This window comes from Streptomyces sp. HUAS MG56 (assembly GCF_058673395.1).
On sequence record NZ_CM178722.1, the window covers coordinates 79,586 to 100,788 of the forward strand.

Annotated in this window: 16 protein-coding genes and 3 pseudogenes; 8 read left to right on the forward strand and 11 right to left on the reverse strand. The window is 67.5% G+C overall.

All coding sequences use genetic code 11. The features are described from left to right. Positions 1–237 precede the first annotated feature (237 nt). The gene (locus AC4OXY_RS00440; RefSeq protein WP_491992813.1) at positions 238–3,507 is read right to left on the reverse strand and encodes a CHAT domain-containing protein; all 3,270 of its coding nucleotides are present in this window, start codon (positions 3,505–3,507) and stop codon (positions 238–240) included. Between the two features lie 1,259 nt (positions 3,508–4,766). Here AC4OXY_RS00440 and AC4OXY_RS00445 point away from each other — a divergent pair. After that, complete coding sequence (locus tag AC4OXY_RS00445; RefSeq protein WP_491992814.1) at positions 4,767–4,907, forward strand: hypothetical protein; 141 nt, start codon at positions 4,767–4,769, stop codon at positions 4,905–4,907. Between the two features lie 246 nt (positions 4,908–5,153). Here AC4OXY_RS00445 and AC4OXY_RS00450 read toward each other — a convergent pair whose 3' ends face one another. Next, the gene (locus AC4OXY_RS00450; RefSeq protein ID WP_376295755.1) at positions 5,154–5,444 is read right to left on the reverse strand and encodes a hypothetical protein; all 291 of its coding nucleotides are present in this window, start codon (positions 5,442–5,444) and stop codon (positions 5,154–5,156) included. Between the two features lie 331 nt (positions 5,445–5,775). Between AC4OXY_RS00450 and AC4OXY_RS00455 the strand changes: the two genes are divergently transcribed. Then, positions 5,776–6,327, forward strand: a complete 552-nt coding sequence (locus tag AC4OXY_RS00455) for an SMI1/KNR4 family protein (RefSeq protein ID WP_491992815.1) — start codon at positions 5,776–5,778, stop codon at positions 6,325–6,327. 311 nt (positions 6,328–6,638) lie between these two features. Here AC4OXY_RS00455 and AC4OXY_RS00460 read toward each other — a convergent pair whose 3' ends face one another. The 5 genes from AC4OXY_RS00460 to AC4OXY_RS00480 all read right to left on the reverse strand — a co-directional run bounded on the left by AC4OXY_RS00460 (position 6,639) and on the right by AC4OXY_RS00480 (position 10,381). Continuing rightward, entirely contained in the window at positions 6,639–7,412 is a 774-nt protein-coding gene (locus tag AC4OXY_RS00460; RefSeq protein WP_491992816.1) for a helix-turn-helix transcriptional regulator, read from the reverse strand. 159 nt (positions 7,413–7,571) lie between these two features. After that, positions 7,572–8,057 carry a lasso peptide biosynthesis B2 protein gene (locus tag AC4OXY_RS00465; protein WP_402070912.1) on the reverse strand — a complete coding sequence of 162 codons (486 nt, stop codon included), beginning with the start codon at positions 8,055–8,057 and terminating at the stop codon, positions 7,572–7,574. Further along, positions 8,054–8,311 (reverse strand): lasso peptide biosynthesis PqqD family chaperone, encoded by a 258-nt coding sequence (locus AC4OXY_RS00470; protein WP_376295761.1) that lies wholly within the window; start codon positions 8,309–8,311, stop codon positions 8,054–8,056. The genes AC4OXY_RS00465 and AC4OXY_RS00470 overlap by 4 nt, the downstream gene beginning before the upstream one ends. 77 nt (positions 8,312–8,388) lie before the next feature. Continuing rightward, positions 8,389–10,128, reverse strand: coding sequence for an asparagine synthase-related protein (locus AC4OXY_RS00475; protein WP_402070909.1), 1,740 nt, complete (start codon positions 10,126–10,128; stop codon positions 8,389–8,391). Positions 10,129–10,267: 139 nt separating this feature from the next. Further along, positions 10,268–10,381, reverse strand: coding sequence for a keywimysin-related RiPP (locus AC4OXY_RS00480; RefSeq protein WP_376295764.1), 114 nt, complete (start codon positions 10,379–10,381; stop codon positions 10,268–10,270). A gap of 1,322 nt (positions 10,382–11,703) precedes the next feature. On the opposite strand from AC4OXY_RS00480, the gene AC4OXY_RS00485 reads away from it, so the two are divergent. Together AC4OXY_RS00485 and AC4OXY_RS00490 are read left to right on the forward strand one after the other, a co-directional pair. Then, positions 11,704–13,692 (forward strand): ATP-binding cassette domain-containing protein, encoded by a 1,989-nt coding sequence (locus AC4OXY_RS00485; protein WP_376295765.1) that lies wholly within the window; start codon positions 11,704–11,706, stop codon positions 13,690–13,692. Continuing rightward, positions 13,689–14,006 (forward strand): annotated as a pseudogene (locus tag AC4OXY_RS00490) (methyltransferase, FxLD system); the annotation flags it as partial. The gene AC4OXY_RS00485 and the pseudogene AC4OXY_RS00490, both read left to right, overlap by 4 nt. Positions 14,007–14,272: 266 nt before the next feature. On the opposite strand, the gene AC4OXY_RS00495 reads toward AC4OXY_RS00490, so the two are convergent. After that, positions 14,273–14,845 (reverse strand): TetR/AcrR family transcriptional regulator, encoded by a 573-nt coding sequence (locus AC4OXY_RS00495; RefSeq protein ID WP_491992817.1) that lies wholly within the window; start codon positions 14,843–14,845, stop codon positions 14,273–14,275. A gap of 118 nt (positions 14,846–14,963) precedes the next feature. Between AC4OXY_RS00495 and AC4OXY_RS00500 the strand changes: the two genes are divergently transcribed. Continuing rightward, positions 14,964–15,404, forward strand: coding sequence for a nuclear transport factor 2 family protein (locus AC4OXY_RS00500; protein WP_376295767.1), 441 nt, complete (start codon positions 14,964–14,966; stop codon positions 15,402–15,404). A 111-nt stretch (positions 15,405–15,515) separates the two neighbouring features. On the opposite strand, the pseudogene AC4OXY_RS00505 reads toward AC4OXY_RS00500, so the two are convergent. The 3 genes and pseudogenes from AC4OXY_RS00505 to AC4OXY_RS00515 form a co-directional block, all read right to left on the reverse strand. Then, a pseudogene (locus tag AC4OXY_RS00505) lies at positions 15,516–16,441 on the reverse strand (IS982 family transposase). Between the two features lie 199 nt (positions 16,442–16,640). After that, a pseudogene (locus tag AC4OXY_RS00510) lies at positions 16,641–16,791 on the reverse strand (IS3-like element ISRhosp5 family transposase); the annotation flags it as partial. Between the two features lie 24 nt (positions 16,792–16,815). Beyond that, the gene (locus tag AC4OXY_RS00515) at positions 16,816–17,646 is read right to left on the reverse strand and encodes a FadR/GntR family transcriptional regulator (RefSeq protein ID WP_491992818.1); all 831 of its coding nucleotides are present in this window, start codon (positions 17,644–17,646) and stop codon (positions 16,816–16,818) included. Positions 17,647–17,995: 349 nt separating this feature from the next. On the opposite strand from AC4OXY_RS00515, the gene AC4OXY_RS00520 reads away from it, so the two are divergent. From AC4OXY_RS00520 to AC4OXY_RS00530, 3 genes are read left to right on the forward strand one after another with little or no spacing between them, the layout of a single operon-like run. Continuing rightward, complete coding sequence (locus AC4OXY_RS00520; RefSeq protein WP_491992819.1) at positions 17,996–19,369, forward strand: ABC transporter substrate-binding protein; 1,374 nt, start codon at positions 17,996–17,998, stop codon at positions 19,367–19,369. 2 nt (positions 19,370–19,371) lie between these two features. Beyond that, positions 19,372–20,280, forward strand: a complete 909-nt coding sequence (locus tag AC4OXY_RS00525; RefSeq protein ID WP_491994752.1) for a carbohydrate ABC transporter permease — start codon at positions 19,372–19,374, stop codon at positions 20,278–20,280. Further along, positions 20,270–21,157 (forward strand): carbohydrate ABC transporter permease, encoded by an 888-nt coding sequence (locus tag AC4OXY_RS00530; protein WP_356028601.1) that lies wholly within the window; start codon positions 20,270–20,272, stop codon positions 21,155–21,157. Before AC4OXY_RS00525 ends, AC4OXY_RS00530 begins: the two co-directional genes overlap by 11 nt. Positions 21,158–21,203 lie beyond the last annotated feature (46 nt).

The window sequence follows — 21,203 nt, forward strand, 5'->3', positions numbered from 1 at the left end:
GGGCCTGCATCGCCCGCCCGCGCACACCCTCGCCGCGCAGAGCGGCGAGGGTGAAGACGCAACGTTCACCCCGGTCCGCCGGTGACCGTCGGCATGGACGACCGATTTTGGGTCTGCCGCAACGGTAGGCCGACCGCGGTGAGCACGCGGAACAACGCGCTGCCACCCGACGTCCCCATTCAGGCTCAGCTCTACCTGTTCACCGCCCACTACGCGCCAGAGCAGTGAGAATCGTGCTCACGCACCGACGTGTACCTGAGCCGCCCAGAGCATCGGCGACTTCGGATACTGAGCGCGCAGCTTCCGGACCGCCCTGTGAAGCGCGTACGGCGAGCGGGCGGTCTCGGGTGCAGTGGTGCCGCCGTTGGTGAGCCGGTGGTAGAAGTCGATGGCGAGATCCGCCTCTACCTGGTCGTCCACAGCCCACAGGGTCCCGATGACCTGACGGAATCCCGCCAGCTGGAATGCCCCGGTGATGTGCACGGCTTCGTCGGCCAGTCTGGACGGGGTGACCGTCGTGTCACACGCCGAGAGGAAGGCCAGCTCGGCTGAGAGTTGCAGTCGGCTAATGTCTGCGACCGTCAGGGGGTCGGTCACGTAATCGGTGAGGATGAGCCGGCTCTCACTGGGGCGTGTGATGTCGGCGTAACCGTGGCAGGCGAAGTGGGCGATCCGATGGTTCGGCAACGCGCTGAGGACGGCGCCCCTCGTGGGAGAAGCGAGCACACGCGCGTCCGGAAGCACTGTGGACAGCGACTGCACCTCCCGTGTGACGCCGCGGAGTGGGGCCCCTGCTACGTCGGGAACCGGGACGATCACCGTCGAGGAATCAGAGTGCGCCACCGGCATCGCGCTGTTCCGTTCAAGCGAGCGCAGCGTAGTGGTGTACGACGAGACGACTCGGTCGAGCACCGAGCTTCCACAGGTGACGGCCCCGGCCCGCGAGTAGTCGCCCGCGGCATGGAACGGAAGCGGCGCCATGCCCCCTACCGGGCACCACCAGACGCGTGGCTCGCGGTCGTCGTCCTGAGGCGTGGCTACATGGCCGAGCCGGGTGAGTACGGGGTCGGTGACGGTGTGCCACAACCAGGTCAGGACCGAGAGGATTTCCTGTTGGGCGGCGATACGGTGAAGGGGATCCTGCTGGTTGTCGGCAGCCAGCAGCCGTGCGTCGATCAGCCGATTGACCTGCTCGTACGCACGTTCTTGAGTGAGGCCCTCCAAGGGCACCACAAGGACCGGTTGTCCTGGATCGCCCGTGGCGACTAGTGCGTCGCACCGCACGCTGCTCGTCGTGATGAAGACCACCACGCCGTCTTCGGGAACGTTCTGCGACAGTTGCTCGATCCCCGGCCTGAGATAGGTCTGGAAGCCAGGCAGCGCCCGTGCCTGCGCCACAAGATGTTGCCATTCTTCGTAGGCATGTTGCCGTTCGACCGCGACCTGCTGGGCAATGCCGTGATCCCGGCGCCGGCCAGGAGAGACGTCGTCCATGACCTGGGCGGCCTGAGCGCTCTCCAGGTTGTCCAGGAGGGATCGGACCTGGTCCAGTCGTCGGGCCAGATCGGGAGCGTGTTCGCGCAGCCTGACGTGGTCCGGCCCCCGCACGCCGACGGTGTCGGCGGCGAGGATCCCGCGGGTGCGCTCCAGAAGCTCGATAGCCCTGCCCGGATCACCGGCGTGCAGGGCTGCCGCAACGGCGTCACCGGAGATGCTGCTGTTCAGCTGAGCCAATCGGAACTGGCGGTCATCGCGTTGCAGAGTGCCCGGAGCCAGCATCTCCAGCAGGTCCACCGCCCGTTCGATCCATTGCAGCGCCTCGGCCGGACGGCCGGCGTCAATGGTCAGCAGGGAGAGTTCCCGATACGCCAGGATTCGGTTCAGTGTCGAGGCTGCGGCCTGCTCCGCGACCTCGCGGTAGCAGGCGCAGGCCTCCTCAAGGAGATCGACGGATTGACTCTCCTCGGCCCGGAACTTGAGCGCTCGGGCAAGGTCGTACAGATACGACGTCCGCAGGGGGTGATCGCCGGGTGTGCTTCGCACCGCTGCGTTGAGGGCGTCAGACGCCTCCACCAGAAGCGTCCGGTCCCGAGTCTCTTCGAAGAGCTGGACAAGCCGCTGGCCCAGCATTCCGAGTCGGCGTGCCTGATCGGGGTGGTCGGACGGTGTGGCCCGTGACGCCGCGCGGGCCACACTTACGGCTTCCCGCAGCGTGTTGAGATCCCCTTCCTCCCCGTACAGCTCGCCGAGGACGCCACTCAGGTTGTACAGGTAGAGGCCGTGGCTCGCCTGTCCGTCCGTGGCCACCACGACGTCGCGTGTCAGCTCGACGGCTTCCGCGAGCGCACCGTGGCGACGAGTCCGCGTGTGGAGCGATCGCAGGCTGAGAGCGAGGTTGTTCTTCGACGTGTGGTGATCGACGTGGCCGGGCGGGGTTGCGGCAACCGCCAGCCTGCCGACCTCCACCGCCTCCTCCAAGGAGGCCATGTCACCGCTGCGTCGATAGCGCGCGCGTAACGTGTTGCTCAGGGTATCGAGGAACACCCCATGGTCGGTCTGGTCCGGTGACCCCTGAGCCACCGCTCTTCTGGCTGTGTCCACCGCCTCTTCGAGCGCGTCCAGCGATCCGGTACGTTCGGCAAGGGCGTTCAACGAGACACTCAGATTGGCGAAAAAGGTCGGCTCCCGGTGTCTCCGGACACCATCGGCCACCGCTTGACGGCCGCACTCCACGGCCTCCTGGATCTCGCTGAGCTCACCGGTGCGTTCGAAGGACATGCGCAACGCGATTCCCAGATCGTCGAGGGCGGTAGCACGAATCGACTCGTTGTGGGCCATGGTCACCGCCTCGCGGCCGCAGGCCACCGCCTCCCGCAGAGCGCTGTCGTCACCGGTCCGCTTGCCGAGTTCCTGCAACGCGACCCCCAGCGACAGGAGTGCCTCCGTTCTCTGCGGTGCCTCCGACGGCGCTGCCGCCACCGCCACACGCGCATAATGAGCGGACCTGCGCAACGCGTCGACATCCCCGGTTCGCTCGGACTCACACCGCAGCGCGATCGCCAGGTTGTTCAGGAAACCACCGTGCGCGGCGCCCGGATGCTCCGGGAGCTGCCGTGCCGCCCGCTCACCGATTTCCACGGCCTTCTCAAGGTGGGCGGCGCGCCCCGTCCGTTCGTAGAGTTTGCGGAGCACATTGACGTGGTCCCCAACGAACGCGATGCGAGCCGGGTGGTCGCGAGGGACCTCAGCGGTCGCGGTTCCTGCGGCGGAGACCGCCTGTTCGAGATCGCGGACGTCCCCGGTCTCCTCGTACAACATCTGCAGTGCCACGGTGTAGTTCCCCCACAGCAGTCCCCGCGTGGGATCACCTGGCGCCAGGAATCCGATCGCCTTGCGCAGGAGTTCCATCCCGGACATGAGGTCCTGTTGGCGCCCGGACTCCTCGTATGCCATCAGCAAGCCCATCGCAGTGGAATAGATTTCCTGAAGACTCTTCTGACGGTCCATCACTGTGACCTGCACCCCCGAGGTTCGCTGACGCAGGAACTGATGCGCCGGCCACGGTCGATGCTACGAGCCCTCCGACCGGGCGGTGTAGCTTTTAGCGGGATATCCGTTGCATGAGCGCCCCGAGCGACGCACCGGGGCTGCCGGGGAGGGGAACAGCATGGGGCACCCCGTATGCGCGTAGCGGTCCTGTGCGCGCAACTGAGCGACAGGCCGCAGCTGAGGCGGATCATTGAGGACGGCGGCGGAGCGGAGCGGATCGCCGACCTTGTTCATGAGATTGAACGGGTACTGCGCAGCGTGGGGCTCGGACCTTCCTCACCCCTGCCGCGGAGTCCACCTTGCCGCCGGACATGACCGCGAGGCCCACCACCGTCGGATGGACGTGCTCTTTGGCTCGCTGTCCTCGCGTCGTGCTGCCGGAGGAGACAACCGGGCCTCCCGCCTGCGTAGCCGGGCGACAGCCGGATGAGGCCGTACAGGATTCACCCACGGTGACGACTCTCGCCGCGGCATTGAGCTCGAAAGCCGCTGATCGTTGGGGGCAGGTCCTGCTGCTGCCGGGCCTCTTCTTTACGGCCACCCTGGCCATCGGGCTGCTGTCGGGGCAGCGCAGAGCGCTGAGTCTTCCGTCCCTCGCGGCATAACTGAACGATCTCGCCACGCGCTCGACGGCCCACTCCGTTCTTGTTGGCGTGTTGATCGCAGTCGGAGTGTCGCTGGCATCTGCGGCCGCCGGGCTGCTCGCTGACGCTCTTGGGTCGGCTGTCCAGATGTGCTGGACGTCGCCAGCCCATCAGCCGCCCGCGAGCTGGCTGTTGCGGAGGCGCAGGAAGCGGTGGCAGAAGGCAGCGGACCGTTTGAAGGCAGCGATCCGGGCCAGTGCCCTGCCGCCCGGATCGACCTCTGGGGAATCACGTCGAGAGGGCAGGATCGTCCTCCTCCGAAGGCGCCTTCATCGCATCGGACCGGCATGGCCGACCGGCCCGACCAGGATCGCGGAGCGCTTCGGCGCGACGGCCCGGCGAACGGAGGAGCTCTATGGCCTCAGTGACCTGCAACTGGTCTGGCCACGCCTTCACGCCGTCGTTCCTGAGCAGCTCCAGGCCGCTATCGCGCCGGCCCGAGCCGACTATATTGCGAGTGCTTGCCTCGCCGTGTGGGGCGTGGGGTATGCTGCCGCCGCCTCGCTATGGTGGCCTGCGGCCATCGTCGCCTCAGCCGCGTTCCTCGCCTGTCGTGTCCGAGCGAAGCCGACCGTGGACCGTCTCGCCGACGGTGTGGATACCGCGGTCGATCTGCATCTGGCGGACCTTTCCGAGAAGCTTGGGACGGAACGCCCGAACGATGTCAGGCTGCTGGGCACTCATATCCTGGAACGGCTCAGGCCGACGCCCTGACCTCCAGATCACTGGGTCGTAGCGGGCAGTGACCTGTCGGGTGCCTAATGGGCGGACGCCTGTTCATGCATTGACAGCCGTCGAGACGCGGCCGACACCCAGGCCACAGAACGGCGTTCATGCCGACGCAACCGGCCGTGCTGGCCCGCTCGCTCAGTTTCGATCGACGAACGAGGCGATTCGTGCCTTTGCAGCTCACGGCGTGTTGCGGCGGTTGCGAACCCAACTCCGCTGCAGCGGAGGGGCCTACACCCGAGGCACGATCCCCAGGACGACCTTTCCTTTCGTGGTGTTCAGTTCCTGCAAGAAAGCCTTGGAGATGTCCCCGCCGGGAAGCTCTCCCTCCGCGTCCATCCTGACCAAGATCGCCATCATCAGGTCATTGTCCGGGACCGAAGCAAGAATCCGGGACACGGTGAGCCCGGCACCTGCGGTGTCGTGCCCCAAGTTGTTCTGTACGTAGTCGGCAATCGCCTGAACCTCATCGGGCCGGGGTGCCTCACCGTTGTGGATCACTATGATCTTGTACACCTTCATCGCATACAACTTTCTGTGGCCATAAGGGCGAGCAGGTCCACAGTATCGTGATGACCTTGCTACTGCCGGTTCCCAATTGCCCTCAATTTCAGGGCTGTTGGTGACGGCTCCTGGAAGCAACCGTGAGTGGCGCGGGGACAGTGCCACGGCAGATCGGACACTTCGCGCCACTGGGACGGCTCGGAGTCGGCGGCATGCGGCGGGGCACCTGGGCTGGCCAGTCCGATGGGTGCTTCGCCGCAGACAGACAGGTGCACGGGTCTGCTGCAGGTTTGGGTGATGTCACCCGATCGTGCAGCAGACCCGCAGACGCCCTTGTTACGGTCACTGGATGGAGAGCTGGGACGGGGACGGCGTACGCGCACGGATCCGGGAGATGGCAGCACGGGATCCGGGACTGGTGCGCTTCGGGGCGGACACGCACCGGTACGAGTTGGCGCCTCGGCTGCCGGAGGCGGAGATCCGGGCGTTCGAGGAATCCCACGGCGTCGATCTGCCATTGGAGTACCGGTCTTTCGTCGCTGAAGTGGGCAACGGCCCCGCCGGCCCCAGCCATGGGTTGATGCCGTTGACCGTCGCCCGCCCGGAAGCCGACGAGGAGTGGGCCGTGGACGCCGAGTGGCGGGACGACCGACTGCCGGGCCGACTCGCTGAGCCGTTCCCTCTCACCGCACCTCTGCCCGGCCGGATCCGCACACCGGCCGATGCACCGACCCAGGGCACACTCATGTTGGCCGAACAGGGCTGCGGCATCTTCACGCGGCTGGTCCTAAACGGCCCCCGAGCTGGCCAGGTCTGGCAGATCGATCCGGACTGGGGTGGGTTCGTACCGGTGAGCCCCGGTTTTCGCACCTGGTACACCGACTGGCTGGCGAGCCCCTGAACACGCGTTACGTCGAGCAGGCCAACCCGCCGACCTTCGACGCTGACCACATCACGAGTGAGTGGCCCGGGCCACTCAACCCCCTCCGCATGCCCTCCCGGAACCGATCCACAAGTCCTGAGCATTGCTCACCGCCCCGGTGGCAGCACCTCCCCCGGCCGCGCCGCTTCACCGAGCGAAACCTGTGAGCCCCTGCCCTGCAGATGACAATGTTCTGATGGGCCTTGGCGTCCCAGTCACCGCACGAAGCGTGGCTGGACAGGCGAGGAACAACTACCCAAGCTGAGGCGGCTTCTCGACCGCTGCTTACCTCAAGAAAGGGAATCGCGGGGTGGCCGGTGAGCGCCTGGTCGATGAGCCGAAATCGGCTGGAACAGCAGAGCGCGGTCGGCGCATCCGCCAGAACAAGCGAGATGAAAACCCAGCGCCATACGGGAGTTGGTGCCGTAGCGCTGTTGGAGTCGGGCGACGACGGTACGTATCGTGCGCGCGCTCACTCCCATCCGGGTCGCGGCCTGCTCATCGGTGGCGCCCGCCAGCAGCAGCCCGATGATCCGCACCTCCCGGACGGAGAGCCCGGCCGACCCCTCGCTCGCCTGCCGCAGCGAACAGGCCCACAGGGCCTCGAACAGCATGCGATGCGCCGCCGCGAGCACCCCCTTACAGAGCAGCGCCGTGCGGTCGGTGTCCGACCGGTCCAACAGCACCACCGAGAATTGCCCGTCGAAGACGAACACCGGGTGCGCGGAAGGGCCGTTGAGGCCGACGTGGACACGTACCTCCGGCCCGTGCCTGGTGAGTTCGTTGATCCACCGGACCGCGGCCTGGCAACGCGCCGCCCTTCCCTCGACCAGGACCCGTGTGTGCTTGTGCGTCGCCAGAAGGTGGCGCCAGGTCGCCTGCGGATGACAGAGGGCGGATGGGAGCACGCTGTACACATGCTCGGCCGCGGCGAGCAGTTGGCCGAAACGGTGCTCAACCGCCTCTGAACCGAGGAGGATTTCCAGATAATCAGTGAATCGGTCAAAGAGATGCTCGGCGGTAACTTCGGAAGACTCTTCGGAAGTTTCTTCGGACAGCGCCACAGGACCATGTCCTTGCCAAATAGCAGAGAGTGGACGGCAAGTGTCAGCGCTGCGTTATCTTCAGTCGGGCGTACACGACCCTTACCTCCTGCCATCGGCGGCCCAGCTGCGGCCGCTCCGCCACGTACCTGCCCTACTTCTACCTAAAATTCGCGTGGCCTATTCGGCGGGCAGTTGAGATCGGTCCGAAACTACGTCAACCAAGCAGTCAGCAGGGTCTTCCGATACCACCGGAGGAACGGTGAACAGCGCGCGAAAGTACTCCGCCGGCACCTGTTCATCAACGGGACGGCCCTGCGCCTCCACCCAGGCGTGCGCCGCGGGCGGCGGCAGCGCCCGCACCCCGACGCACCAGCTCGGCCAGGTGCCGCGCGCCCGGCAGACCAGTACCGTCGCCAGGGAGCGCGGCAGGCACCCCTTGGGGCCGCTGCATCGCAGGCTGACCGCGAGCACGGCGTTGCGCGCATCGCTGGCCTGTGCGTACGTGGCGGGGCGGGCGCCGTGCCGTACCGCGCCGAGCAACGACCGGATGCGCCGCGGCGGCAGCAGCACCAGCGCCCGTGCGAGCACCACCGCGATACGCGCGACGGCACGCAGCCGCCACGGCACCGGACCGGGGCGGTACAGCGCTCCGGGCGAACTCACGAGGTCACCAACTCAGCGCCGCGCAAACCGTCCACCAACGCGGCCACATCGCGGCGGGCCTGTTCGGCGTCGACGTCGTACTTCTCGGTCAGCGCGGCCGCCGCCTGCTCCGGGTCGTATCCGTCGAGCAGCATCCGGACCACCGCCGCACCGGTGGGGTTGAGCTGCCAGTACGCTCCGGTGCGCTCGTCGAGCAGCACGGTGCCGTATTCGGTATCCACGGTGGACACTTGGGACCGGAACCGCAGGGCCATCTCTCTTCGCCTCCTGCTCACGACTGATCACACGCGCTCACGACCGCTTGTGACTGCTTGCGATTGCTCACGACTGCTTACGGTGCGCCGGAGGACGGCACGGCGGACGGCCGGTTCTCCAAGGTGCGCAGCCAGATCTCGCAGGCGATCGTGGAGTAAAGGATCGCCTCGCGCAGCTCGGGTGTGTCCGGCCGCAGTGCCAGGCCGCGCAGGTGCGCGGTGTCGATCAGCCCCATCCGGGCCAGCCGTGAATCGCTCCACAGGGCCAGCAACTCGCCTCGGTGGCTACGCAGTCCCTGGGCGGCATCCAGCGCCGCCTGCGCCTTGCTGGATCGGGCCAGACACTCGTCGGGAACGACTCCGCGCATCGCCGCCACCAGCAGCGGCTTGTACTGCCAGGGCGACACGCGGTCTTCCGGGAGGACCGCGAGGCACTCCTCGATCACCTGGTCGTCGAAGTACGGGTGGGACATCGGCAGGCCCTCTCTGGCGCAGGCCCAGTCCCACTGGCGGATGATACGCGTGGTGCTCCTGATCTGCTGAAGGTCCTTGTGTTCCCCTGGGGTTGGGCCCAGCGGTACGGCGGAGTCGGCGGCCTCGCCGAGCACATCCGCGGCGAGTCGGAGCGCCTCGGGCGACGCCCATGAGAAGAGCCTCGGCGGCATGCCCCAGCCCAAGGTGCCGGTGACCCTGGCCGGTTGGGGGCGCCCCAACCCCTCTGCGGCGTCGCGCAGCCAGCGCTGATACGGCCGGGAGTCGGCAAGCGCCCGCGCCATGCCGGGCAGTGGCCAGTCCCACAGGGCGCGGAACCCCCGCAACTGCCGCAGTGCGAACAGCGGCCGTCGGCGTAGCACCGCGTGGAAGTGTGCCTCCGCCGGCCAGGCGACATGGTCACCGCCGATGCCTGTCAGATGCCGTCGGCTGCCGCGGGCGATCAGCGCGGGCAGGCGGGTGACCAGCCGTGCCCGGTCCATCACACCGATGGTGGGCTCATCGAGCACATCGTCGATCCGTGACAGGTCTTCGTAGACCAGTGGTTTGGCTTCGGGCGGCCACACCACGTGTTCCACCTCGGGCAGATGGGCGATGGCTCGCCGCGCCCACATCAGGTCGTCGTCGGCGGGGTCGCGGCCGGGACGGGTTCCGGCCACTACATGGGCCTTGCCGCGGGCGGCGAGGAAGGTCACGGAGGTGGAGTCGAGACCGCCGGACAGGTCGCAGCTGATCACACCTCCCGCGCGGGTACGTACCTGCACGGCCTCGGAGAGTGCGTCGCGAATCCGCTCGGACTGGGCGGCCAGCGGGCGTACCGGTTCCGGCGGCGTCCACCAGCGTGTCCGTCGGGAGGCGCTTCCGGTCGGGGCGATCACCAGGGCTTCCCCGGGAGGTACCGTATCGACACCGCGCCAGAGGCTGTTGTGGAGCAGCGGATGTGGAACCGGCCACAACAACCGTGCTGCCACCTGTCGTTCGTCGACCGGCGCGCCCATCAGCGCGGCGAGGGTATCGGCCCGGTCGGCCACGATCTCCATTCCGTCGACGCGCCCGTGGAATACCAGGCGCAGGCCAGACGCGGGCCCCTGCACCCGCGTTGTGCCGTCCACCAGCGCCAGCAGATGGAAGCAGCCGGGCAACCGGCGGGCAATGGCACCTAGTTCGGCCGGGTCCCGCAACCGCGCGGCCTCGGCCGCCAGTTGGCCTTCGCCCACCGCATGGTCGCCGATCACCACCAGCCGGGTATCGCGGACGGCTGCCGCCACCAGTTCGCCCTCGGCCCACCGGCCGACCAGCCACGGCCGCCCCGAAGGGTGGCACAACCGCGGGCCCCTCGCGCCGCCCACAAGAGGGGCCACGGCGAGCGCCACTTCCCGGTCCGGTAGGACCGCGAAGCACGACTCGCCATGGCCCGGCATGACGCTCCGCTCAGACATCACTGTCCCGGCGACTTGGTAGGCGTCAGCCGTTCTTGCTGAGGACGAGCTCGTCGTTGCCGTGAAATTCCAGCAGACCGGTGATGACCCGGAAGGCGCCCATCGCAACCAGCATCGGAGCCTCGTAAACCTGCTTCATCGTGTTCTCCCTCCACGAGGAATGAGCCCGTGAGCAGCGCATCCCGCGTGCTCAACACCAAAGTTACGAGGGCGCTCACCGCCGCGGAAGGCTGTGGCCCCTTCCGGAACCGGCAACTGCCGGAAGCGGCGAATCGCTGGAGCTGGGGGAATCCACTGGGTACATGCCCCGTGGGCCACGCTCAAAAGAGTCCTCCGCAACGGCGAGCAACCACCATAGCGCGGACTGGCGCTGTCGCAGCTGCTTGGGCGCGGCGAGCGCAGGAAGATCACGACATGGACACCGTCGACCATCTCCAGACCTCGAGTGGACGCTTTATTCGCCTGCATCTTGGTCACCGACTTCTTTCTGGTCGTGGCGCCCTGCATGCCAGCGGCTTCCTTCGCTCCCGTGGGCTCGCCAGTAGCGGATTCGGCAGAAGCCTTCTTGCGCGGAGCAGTTGCCACCGCGTTGTCCGGGCCGGCTGCGGGCTGCACCGGCGCCGGGCCACGACCGCGGCAGTCCTCAAGATGTCCGTAGACCAGTACGTACGGGCGCTCTTGCGAACAGCTCTAACCCGGCCAGGCCCTGCGCGACGTGCCGCACTCACGCGTCAGTAGCGCGCTCGGCGTTTCGGCCACCACCGCACCGAACCCGACCCCGTGCACAGCAAGGGTCGGTGCACCCCGCACTCACCCACGCGCGCTCTATCCCGGGGTTCTACGTCCGACCGAAACACATGTGTTCGAACTTCCCGCTGGCTCGTTGAGCCCCACGAACGAGCCAGCTCATGCGCGAAAGGTCCGTTGACTACGGCCAAAACACACGAGGAACCGACCCTGATGCACCGGACGCGAGCACGACGGACGCGTTCTCAGAGCGTCACGTCCATTCCGAACCCCAAATGGAGGACTTCATGACCCCCGTGCCCCTCACCGTGAATCAGCCCGCTGGATTCGAACAGCATCAGCCTGGAGTCCTGCACCCCGCCAACCCGGTGCAGCACGCTGACGCCGCCGCTCTGCGCTCATCACAAGCGAATACGAGGCGGGGCGTATGAGTGCCAGCAGCGCTGCCGGTGGCAGCCTGCAGGGCGAGGCACCGACTCCGCGCCATGCACACCTGTCGCAGCCGCCCACTGCGGGGCTTGAGGACGGCGGCGTCACCACGAGTCTGACGGAGTCGTACTGGTCTGTTTACGACCGTGTCGTATCCGCGGTCATGAGGGGACGGATCCCCGCATGCCCGGCGCGGACTGGCTCCCCATGCCGCACCGTTGTCCAGGTGCCCGCCCGCGGGCGCTCGCATGGGGCACTGAACTGGCCTGCATTTGGGGGTGCGTGGTGAAGAGGTTCTTCGGACGCGTACGGATGGCCGAGCCGGAGGTCTCCGACGCCGAGCGGGAGTTGTTCGGCGGTCCTTTGCGCTACGACATGGGCTGGTCCAAGCACGAGCACGCATCATTGGACTTGACCATGATCTCCGCTCTGCGCTCCATGCCGAGACTGGTCGGGGCGACGTTGCGGATGGCGTGGCACGCGGACCGGCGCGCTTTGGTCGCTGTCGCGATCAGCGAGATCGGGCAGGGTGTCGCCGCGGCGATCGGGTTGCTCGCGGTCAACGCCGTCATGCACGCGCTACTCGGTTCGGGCACTCCCGAGCAGCGGTTGCAGGCAGTGCTGCCGGGCTTAGCAGGAGCCGCCTGTGCTGCCATGGCCAACTCGGGTCTGGCCGGGTGGTCCACTTCGCGGGCGGGCCGGCTGGAGCCGATGGTCGAGCGGATCGCCACGACTCAGTACCTGGCCGCTGCCGCGTCAGTGGAGCTGGAGGCCATTGAGGACCCGGAGTTCCGGCGGCTGATCGACGTCGCCCAGTACGGCGCCAGTTCCGCCCGACGCATGATCTCTGCGTGCGTGGCCGCGCTGAACGGCAGCATCTCCTTGATCTCCACGGCCGGCGTGCTCACCATCCTCCACCCGGTCCTCTTGCCGATGATGATCCTGATCGCGGCGCCGCGCGGCTGGGGCGCGATGCGGGTGGCGCAGGAACGGTACGTGTCGGTCATGAGCTGGATTGAGCACGTACGGGCCAGCCGCCTCATCGGCAACCTGTTGACCGAGCGCAGCGCCGCGCAGGAGGTGCGGATCCACGCTGTGGGTCCGTTCTTGCTCAGCCGCTACGAGCGGATGGCCGAGAGTGCCGAGACGGAGCAGGAGCGGCTGGCGTCCAGCAAGGCTGTCACCGAGTGGGTGGCCTCGGCGTTGTCCGGCCTCGCCATGGCCGCGACGTACGGGGCCATGTTTTTGCTGATCATGAGCGGGCACATGAGTCTGGCCGTGGCCGGGACCGCCGTCGTCGCCGTTCGGTCCGGCTCGGCGAGCCTGGGCGCGCTGGTGATGAACGTGAACCAGTTGCACGAGGAGTCCCTCTACGTCCGTGACCACGCCCGCTTCCTGGACGAGGCGGCGCAACGCACCATTCCCAGCGGGGGCGCTCCCGTTCCGGTGCGGGTGAAGCAGGTCGTACTGGACCGGGTCCGCTACCGCTACCCGGACCGCGATGCTCCCGCCTTGGACGAGGTGTCACTCACGCTGCCCATGGGCTCGGTCACCGCTGTGGTCGGGGAGAACGGATCCGGTAAGAGCACACTGATGAAGGTGTTGTCGGGCCTGTTGCTGCCGCAGGGCGGGACCGTCCTGTGGGGCGAGGCGGAGGTCGCCTGCCTGGACCGCTCCGAGGTCTTCGAACGCGTGGCACTGCTCACCCAGGACTTTCAACGCTGGCCCGTGACAGCGGCATTGAACATCCGGATCGGCCGACCCGCCCAGGAAGCCGACGCCGAGAGTCTCCAGCCGTCCGTCGACTATGCGGGGGCGGCGCCGGTCATCGCGAAACTTCCCGACGGCCTGCGAAGCCTGCTGGCCCGAATGTTCCGCGGTGCCAGCGAACTGTCCGGCGGGGAGTGGCAGAAGATCGGGCTCGCTCGAACCCACTGGCGCAGCTCCACCTCGGCAGCCGACGGCGTGCTCATCGTGGACGAGCCCACCTCCGCCCTCGACCCGGAAGCCGAAATCGAAGCCTTCGAACGCATCCGCCGACTCGCCGCCCCGAACCGTGCCGTCGTCCTGGTCACCCACCGCATGTCCGGCGTCCGGCACGCCGACCGCATCTACGTCCTGCATCAGGGCCGCCTCGCCGAACACGGCACCCACGACGAACTCATCGGCGCACGTGGCCGGTACGCCGCCATGTTCGACGCACAGGCCGCCCAGTACGCCCCTGCCGCCAGCATCCCGAAACCTGCCGCACCCACCGTCGCGGATCCCGCATGACCCGATCGACCGGAAGGCCCGCCGTGACGACACCCCCCACCACCGGCCTCGACGAAGCAGGCTCGCTGCGCCACCAGTTGACTGACCAGCTCGCCGACGACGGCCACATCCGCACCTTTGCGGTCGACAAGGCCCTGCGCACCGTGCCCCGGCACGCTTTCGCCCCCGAAGTGCCTCTTGAGACGGCGTACGCCAACGACAAGATCCCCACCCTGTACACGACAGAGGGGAAAGTCCGCAGTTCCATCTCTGCACCGTGGCTGCAGGCCGACATGCTCGAGTCCGCCCGACTCCAGCCCGGCCACCTCGTCCTGGAGATCGGCTCGCCAGCTGCCCCGGCGAGAGTGCAGGACCACCCCGCCGTGGGAAGGCGGAAGCGAACTGCTCGTCGCAGAACAGCGGGCCCAGCTCGTCAGGTACCGCATGGCCGGACAGCCCTTGCGGAACGCGGCACATGCCACCCGCGCGGTCGCCTCGATGATCGATTCCAAGGGGTCAGTCGCCTGAGTCCAGTGCCTTCATTGACTGTCTGGCCCGCATTCCCTTCAGCAAGGGCACGGCGAACGCGGCACGTGGTCGGTCAGTGCGGTCGGAGTCCGTCGAAGACCACATTGAAGATCCGTTGCTGGGAGGCTGGGTCTGCTCCGAGGTGCTCCATCGTCGTGCTGGTGCCGGCCAGCAGGGCGATCAGTTCTGGCAGGCTGAGGTCCGGGCGGACAACTCCGGCCCGCTGTGCCGCGTCCAGAAGTGCGGCAAGCTGGGCCTGGATCACCTCGCTGGACTCCCGTAGGGCTGCATGCGCGTCCATTCCCGCTGCGGCGAGTGCCCGGGCGAACTCGTTCTTGCCCGCGGACTGTTCGGCAACCAGGCGGAAGCAGGCGAAGAAGGCGTCGGCGGGCTCCATTTCGGCGGCCAGACGCGCGGTCTGGGCTGCGATCGCCTCCAGCCTGCGCACCATCACGGCTTCCAGCAGCGCTTCCTTGGTCGGGAAGTGCCGGAAGAGCGTGCCGACTCCGACCCCCGCGGTCCGGGCGATCTCCTCGGTCGGCACACCCACGCCACGGGTGGTGAACACCTCCGTGGCGACGTCCAGCAGCCTGGCCCGGTTACGGGCCGCGTCCGCCCGCAGCGGGCGCTCCTTGGCACCACTCATCCCCTACAGCCTTCCTCGCCTCCGCAGAGCCCTGCTGGACAAGCGGAGTGTCCAGTCCGTATCGTCAAAGCGGACTCGCTAGTCCGATTCTAGCGACGGATTCCGGCGGAGGCTGGCCATGCCCGAAACGCTGACACCACGCGAGGTCTTCACCAAGCTGCTCGACAACATCGCCGCAGGCCGATACTCCGAACTGGCCGGGCTCTACGCCGATGACGCCGTGGTGGAGACCGTCTTCGAACCGGTCGGCCCGCGCCGCACCGAGGGGCGGGCCGCACTCAAGGAGCGGTTCGCTCAGGTCGCCGCAGCCAGTCCGGTGGAGCTGACCCCGGCGAACGTGGTGATCCGGGAGACCGACGACCCAGAGCTGATCGTCGCCGAATGGGACTACCAGGTGCACCACCGGCCGACTGGGAAGACCTTCGAGTCCGCCAACATCCAGGTACTGAGGGTCCGCGACGGCGTGATCGTCCACAGCAGGGACTTCCACGACCACTTGGCTCTCATTGCGGCCAGCGGCACCCTGCCGCAGCTGGTGGCAGCACTGGACGGCAAGTAACGCGAGTACGGCGCCGCAGGTCGCGAGTTCTCCGATGCTCGACCCCGGCGCGTTCGCCGACAGCGGGACTCGGTCGCCGCCCCCGTGACGCGCCGACGACCAGCCTCGCAGTCAGTGATCGTAGGCGGTCAGTGAGCGCATGACGGGCTGGCCGGTGTGGTGGTTGTGCCACTTGGCGGCGGTCATCGCGAGGATCCGCTGGAGCACACGGACCATCACCCCACCAGGAGTGCGGGCGCGGTGGCGCTCCAGGTCGAGCTGCCCTTTGAACGTCTCGTTAATCAACTCGATGACCAGCCGCAGCGGTTTGAACAGTTGCGCCCCGGCCCGCTCGGCCTCGCCCTTGCGGGCCGGACGCAGCAGTTCGTCGCCCAACGCGGCCAGTTGCGTCTCGAACTCACGGCCGAAGTAGTTCTTGTCACCGATCAGTGTCTGCCCGGGCCGTTCGTCCGCGAGCGTCGGCTCGATGGCGAGGATGTCGAGGATGTCGAGCAGGGTCTCGGCGCTCGTCGGCCTTCGCCCTGGTCAGCGCGAAGGCGATCGGCAGCCCGCCGAGGGTGCATGCCAGGTGCAGTCGCAGTCCGCAGAAGTAGCGCGAATGGCTGGCGCAGTAGCCGTACTGGGCCCAGCCCCCGAGGTCGGACCGCTTGACGGTTTCCCGGGAGCGGCCGCACTCGACCGGTGTGGAGTCCACCACCCACACGTCGTCGGTCCACCGCGCGGTGTCCATGGCCAGTACCCGGCTGGCGTGCCGGATGAGTCCGGCAGCTTTGCGCAGGCGCTTGTTGTAGCCGGGCTGCTTCGGCACGTACGGGAACAGATGCCGCAGGTGAGCGTGCCCATGACGCAGCCACCTGGCCTCGGAGGTGGAGCCCAGCATCGCCTGCATCATCGCCAGCGTTTCCAGCCCGGCATCGCTGAGCCGCGGCGATTTACCGACCGCCGGAACGCCACGGAGCGAGCTGCGGCGAATCCTTCAACAGGTCGTCGGTCTTCACATAGAGTGCGGTCGCGAGGGAGTCCAAGTCCGGCGTCACATCCGGACCTTGGCCTCCCTCGCCTCACGTCCGCAGCCACCCCTTGGAATCATTCATCTCGGGAACAGGCGGGACAGGAACCGGACGCAGCGACATCGCCAAGTCCTCCTTGCTTCCCCGCGAGTTGGAGCTGGTACTCACCAGACTGGCCCAGCGTCCAAGATCAGAACAGCGATTCAGCGAATCGGCCAACGGAGTCTTTCAGAGAGGTGTGGAAGGACTCGCAGGCGGCGTTGTTCGCGCTCGTGCCGACCGCGCCCATGGACTGGATGACACTCGACTCGGCGCAGAGGTCGGCGAATTGACGTGAAGCGTACTGCCGCTCCGTGATCGCTGTCGAAGATCGCGCCAACGGTCCACACCCACTGAAGGGGTCAACAGCTCTCGGTCGAACCCGAGCCGAAGACGCGGCGCTGGATCTCTCGCCGGTAGTCCTCGAGCGTCTTGTCCAGATGAACGTTGGTCGCCTCCGCCGCGGCGTCCGGGTCGCCGTCGCGGATCGCGCCGTAGATGGCGGCGTGCTCCACGATCGCGTCCTTGGCGTGGTCGCCGAGCGCTCCGTGCATGCCGATGGTGTTGGACTGACGCTGCAGCCGCCGGGCCTCGCGGACGGCGGCGACGAGGAAGGGGTTGTGCGAGGCCTCGGCGACACCGAGGTGGAACGCGTCGTCGCCCTGGTCGAAGAGCGCGTCGCGGCCCGTCTCGTGCCCCTCCCGGCACAGATCCATGGCGTCCTTGATCGCCCGCAGCTCCGCCGGGATGGCGCGGGTCGCGGCGAGCCGGCTTGCGGCCGTCTCCTGCACGCGGCGGAACTCGAAGAGCATGAAGATCTGGTCGAGGTCCGTCGGCATGAAGAATCCGCCCCAGCGCGACGAGCCGAGCATGCCCTCATCGTCCGCGACGTAGAGTCCCCGCCCCTTCTGGGCGCGGACCCGGCCGATCGCCGAGAGGATCTTCACCGCCTCGCGCACGACCGTCCTGCTGGTGCCGAGCGACGAGGCCAGCTCGTTCTCCGTCGGCATCCGGTCGCCCGGTTGCAGCTGCCTCGCCGCGATCAACTTGAGGATCTGCTCCGAGACGACTTCGTAACCGGGCCGGTATGCGGCGCCGTTCGCTGCCGGGGCACCCGGTCGCGCATCCGATGCCCTCTCTGATGGCGCGCCGTCCACCGGGTGCTTCTCCTTCGTCAGGGCCACGTTCCGCATGACCGACTGCCTCCGCCGCACAAGAGCATACCTTCTACCGTCCTGGGATCCCAGATAAGTACGACTCATTCTCACCAAGGAGCGGTCACGATGCTCCGACCTGGGGCGACGTCAGGAGTCGAGGAGACGCAGCCGTAACGCCACGGAAATAGGCCCGCACATCCTCTTGACGCATCCGGCGGCTACCGGCTCTGATGTCACATCACGGTGACCCGCTGGCCTGTCGGCCGGTGCGAGTCGCTCCCCACAGCAGGAAGCAGCGGGCGCAATTTGAGTCATACACATTTCGGTTGTCACAGCCCGCCTGTCCAGTCGGATACGTCCGCACCCCGACGCAGTGGAGTCCTCCATGACACGCACATCCCGAGGAGCCGACGCCGGCAGAGCAAGGAGCGGCCGGGTACGCGTCGCTCTCGCCACCGCCGTGGTCACTCTTGCCCTTGGCGCCGCGACCGCTTGTGGCGGGGGTACGGGCGGAGCCACGGCGGGTGGGCCGTCCAGCTTCTCGCCCGCCGCCCAGACCGGCGGCACTTTGACCGTGTGGGTGGACTCGACCCGCTTGGCCGCAGCGCAGCTGTATCAGAAGGAAAACCCTCAGGTGAAAATGGACATCGTCACCTATGACGGGGACTCCAACGGCTCGAACTACCTGCAGACCAAGGTGAGCCTGTTCAACCGCACCGGCAGCGGCTGGCCAGACGTGGTCTTCAGCTCCCAGAACAACGAGAGCACCTGGGCGGTCCAGTCCGGCTTCACCGCCCCGCTGAACAAGGGCCTGATACCTCAGTCCACCCTGGACAACTGGGCGAGGGGCGCCAACGCGCCGTGCACCGTCGGCGGAACGCTCTACTGTCTGCGCAACGACCTGTCACAGACGGCTCTGTGGTACAACGCTTCGCTGATGAAGAAGTGGGGCTACCAGGTGCCGACCACCTGGGAGCAGTACCAGGCCCTGGGTCAGAAGGTCGCCACCGAGCACCCGGGGTACCTGGTCGGCTCGGCCGGTGACACCTTCACGCCGGAGATCTACATGTGGGCGGGCAAGTGCGGCGCCAACCAGGTCACCGGGCCGAAGGCTGCCACGGTGAACACCAGCAGCGCCGAGTGCACCAAGATGGCCTCGCTGCTGGACACCCTCGTCAAGGCCCACACCATGTCCACCAGCAGCGTGTTCAGCGCGGACTTCGACAAGAACGACCCGGACAAGATCCTCATGCTGCCCGGCCCCTCCTGGTTCGGCGGCGCGCTGTTCCAGGGCACCTTCAAGACCCCCAAGGGCCGGATCGCGGCCGCGCCGATGCCGCAGTGGGCCGGCGACACCAGTCCGTCGGTCGGCAACGTCGGCGGCGGTACCTGGCTGCTGTCCGCACACAGCAAGAACCTCAAGGACGCGACCGCGTTCCTGAAGTGGGTGACGACCTCCGACGACTACCAGGGCAAACTCGCCCCGGGATACCCGGCCTACGCGCCAGCGGCCAAGACCTGGCTGAAGGCCCAGAGCACGTCCGGGTACTACGCCAACGACGTCTCCCCAACCCTGCAGAGCGCCGCAGACCAGATCTGGCCGGGCTGGGGCTACCCGCAGTACAGCCAGGAGGCGATCTGGGCGGCGACCATCACCCCCGGCATGACGGCGGGCAAGAGCATCGTCTCGCTGCTGCCGGCCTGGCAGACAGCGATATCCAACTACGCGCAGGCCGACGGATACAAGGTCAGCCGGTGAACATGACGGAAGACAACCGGGTCGGGTCGGAGCACGCCGGGCGGCGCACGCTCTGGCCCGTCCGGGCCGGGCACGGCTTCGTCGCCCTGTACGTGGTATTGCTGATCGCGTTCGGCGTCGTCCCTACCGTCTACGCGATCTACTTCGCCTTCACCGCCGCCGGAGACACCTTCGCCGGGTTCTCGAACTTCACCGGCGCGGCGGACGACTTCCGGTTCCTGCCGGCCGTCGAACACGTGGCGCTCTACCTCGTCTTCTGGCTCGTCTCCCTGGTGATCTTGGTCGTCGGGCTCGCGCTGCTGCTGCACCGGCTCGCGTCCCGAGGCGTCAGCAAGGCTCTGCGGTTCGTGTACTACCTCCCCGGAGCCCTGGCCGGCGCGGCGAGCGTCATGGTGTGGCTGTTCATCCTGGACCCGACGGTCAGCCCCGTCGCCTTCCTGCTGCGCGCTCTGGGCCTGACCACCTTCGACGAGGTCGTGGCCCCCGGCGGGCTGCCGCTCCTGTTCACCCTCATCGCGTTCTGGACCGGCGCGGGCGGCTGGATCTTGGTGATGTACGGCGCTCTCAACAACATCGCGCCGGACATCCTCGAAGCTGCGCGCATCGACGGCGCCGGCCCGTGGCAGACCGCCCGGCGCATTCAGATCCCGATGCTGCGCAAGTGGATCGTCTACATGGTCATCCTCGCCTTCGCGGGTGGCACTCAGCTGTTCGTCGAGCCGCAACTGCTCTCGCAGGCGAGCGTCGGAGTGGCGGGGCGGGACTACTCGCTCAACCAGCTCTCCTACGACTTCGCCTTCCAGAACAACAACGTCAACACCGCTGCCGCCGTCTCGGTCGAACTGCTCCTGCTCGGACTCGGGGTCGCCGCGGTGTTCGTCGCCAGATCGGGGTTCTTCGATGCGGACTGACTTCCACAACCCCGCGCGACGCGCTCTGAAGAACCCGCTCACCACCCTGGTACTGCTTCTCTTCGCGGTCTTCTTCGTCCTGCCGGTGCTGTGGCTAGTGCTGGCCGCGACGAAGACCGACGAGCAGCTCGTGCACTCCAACCCGCTGTCGTTCGGCTCCTTCCACGCCCTGCGGGCCAACTGGAACGCGCTGACGGGCTATCAGGGCGACACGTTCTTCCTGTGGCTGCGCAATTCCGCGCTGTACACGTTCCTCGCGCTCGCCATCACCCTGGTGGTCGCCATCCCGGCGGGCTACGCCCTCGCCCTGACCGAGTTCCGCGGCCGGCACACGCTGCTGGTGGCGACGCTCGTGGTCATGCTGATGCCGAGCGCGACGCTGGTGGTACCGCTGTTCCTGGAGATGAACGCAGTGCACCTGATCGGCTCGATGTGGTCGGTCATCCTGCCCTACTCGTTCTACCCGTTCGGGGTCTACCTGGCGTACATCTACTTCAGTACGGCCATTCCCCGGTCACTGCTGGAGGCCGCACGGCTCGACGGCTGCTCGGAGTTCGGCACCTTTCGCCGGGTCGCGCTGCCTCTGGCCACACCCGTCGTCGCGCTCGTGGGCTTTTTCAGCTTCGTCGCCAACTGGACCAACTACTTCCTGCCGTACGTGCTACTGCCGCAGAGCGACCAGTTCCCCGTCCAGGTGGGGCTCGGCACTCTCCTGAACGACGTGCCGCAGTTCAACCCGACGGTGGGATCGCTCGCCGTCCAGCGGCCGGAGCTCGCCCTCGCCACCCTGCTGGCCATCACCCCCGTGCTCGTGGTCTTTCTCTTCTCCCAGCGCTTCCTGGTCGCGGGCATGCTCGCCGGCGCCACCAAAGACTGAGCGACCAACTCACCACGACACGTCCCGACCGCGTCACCACGCCCGC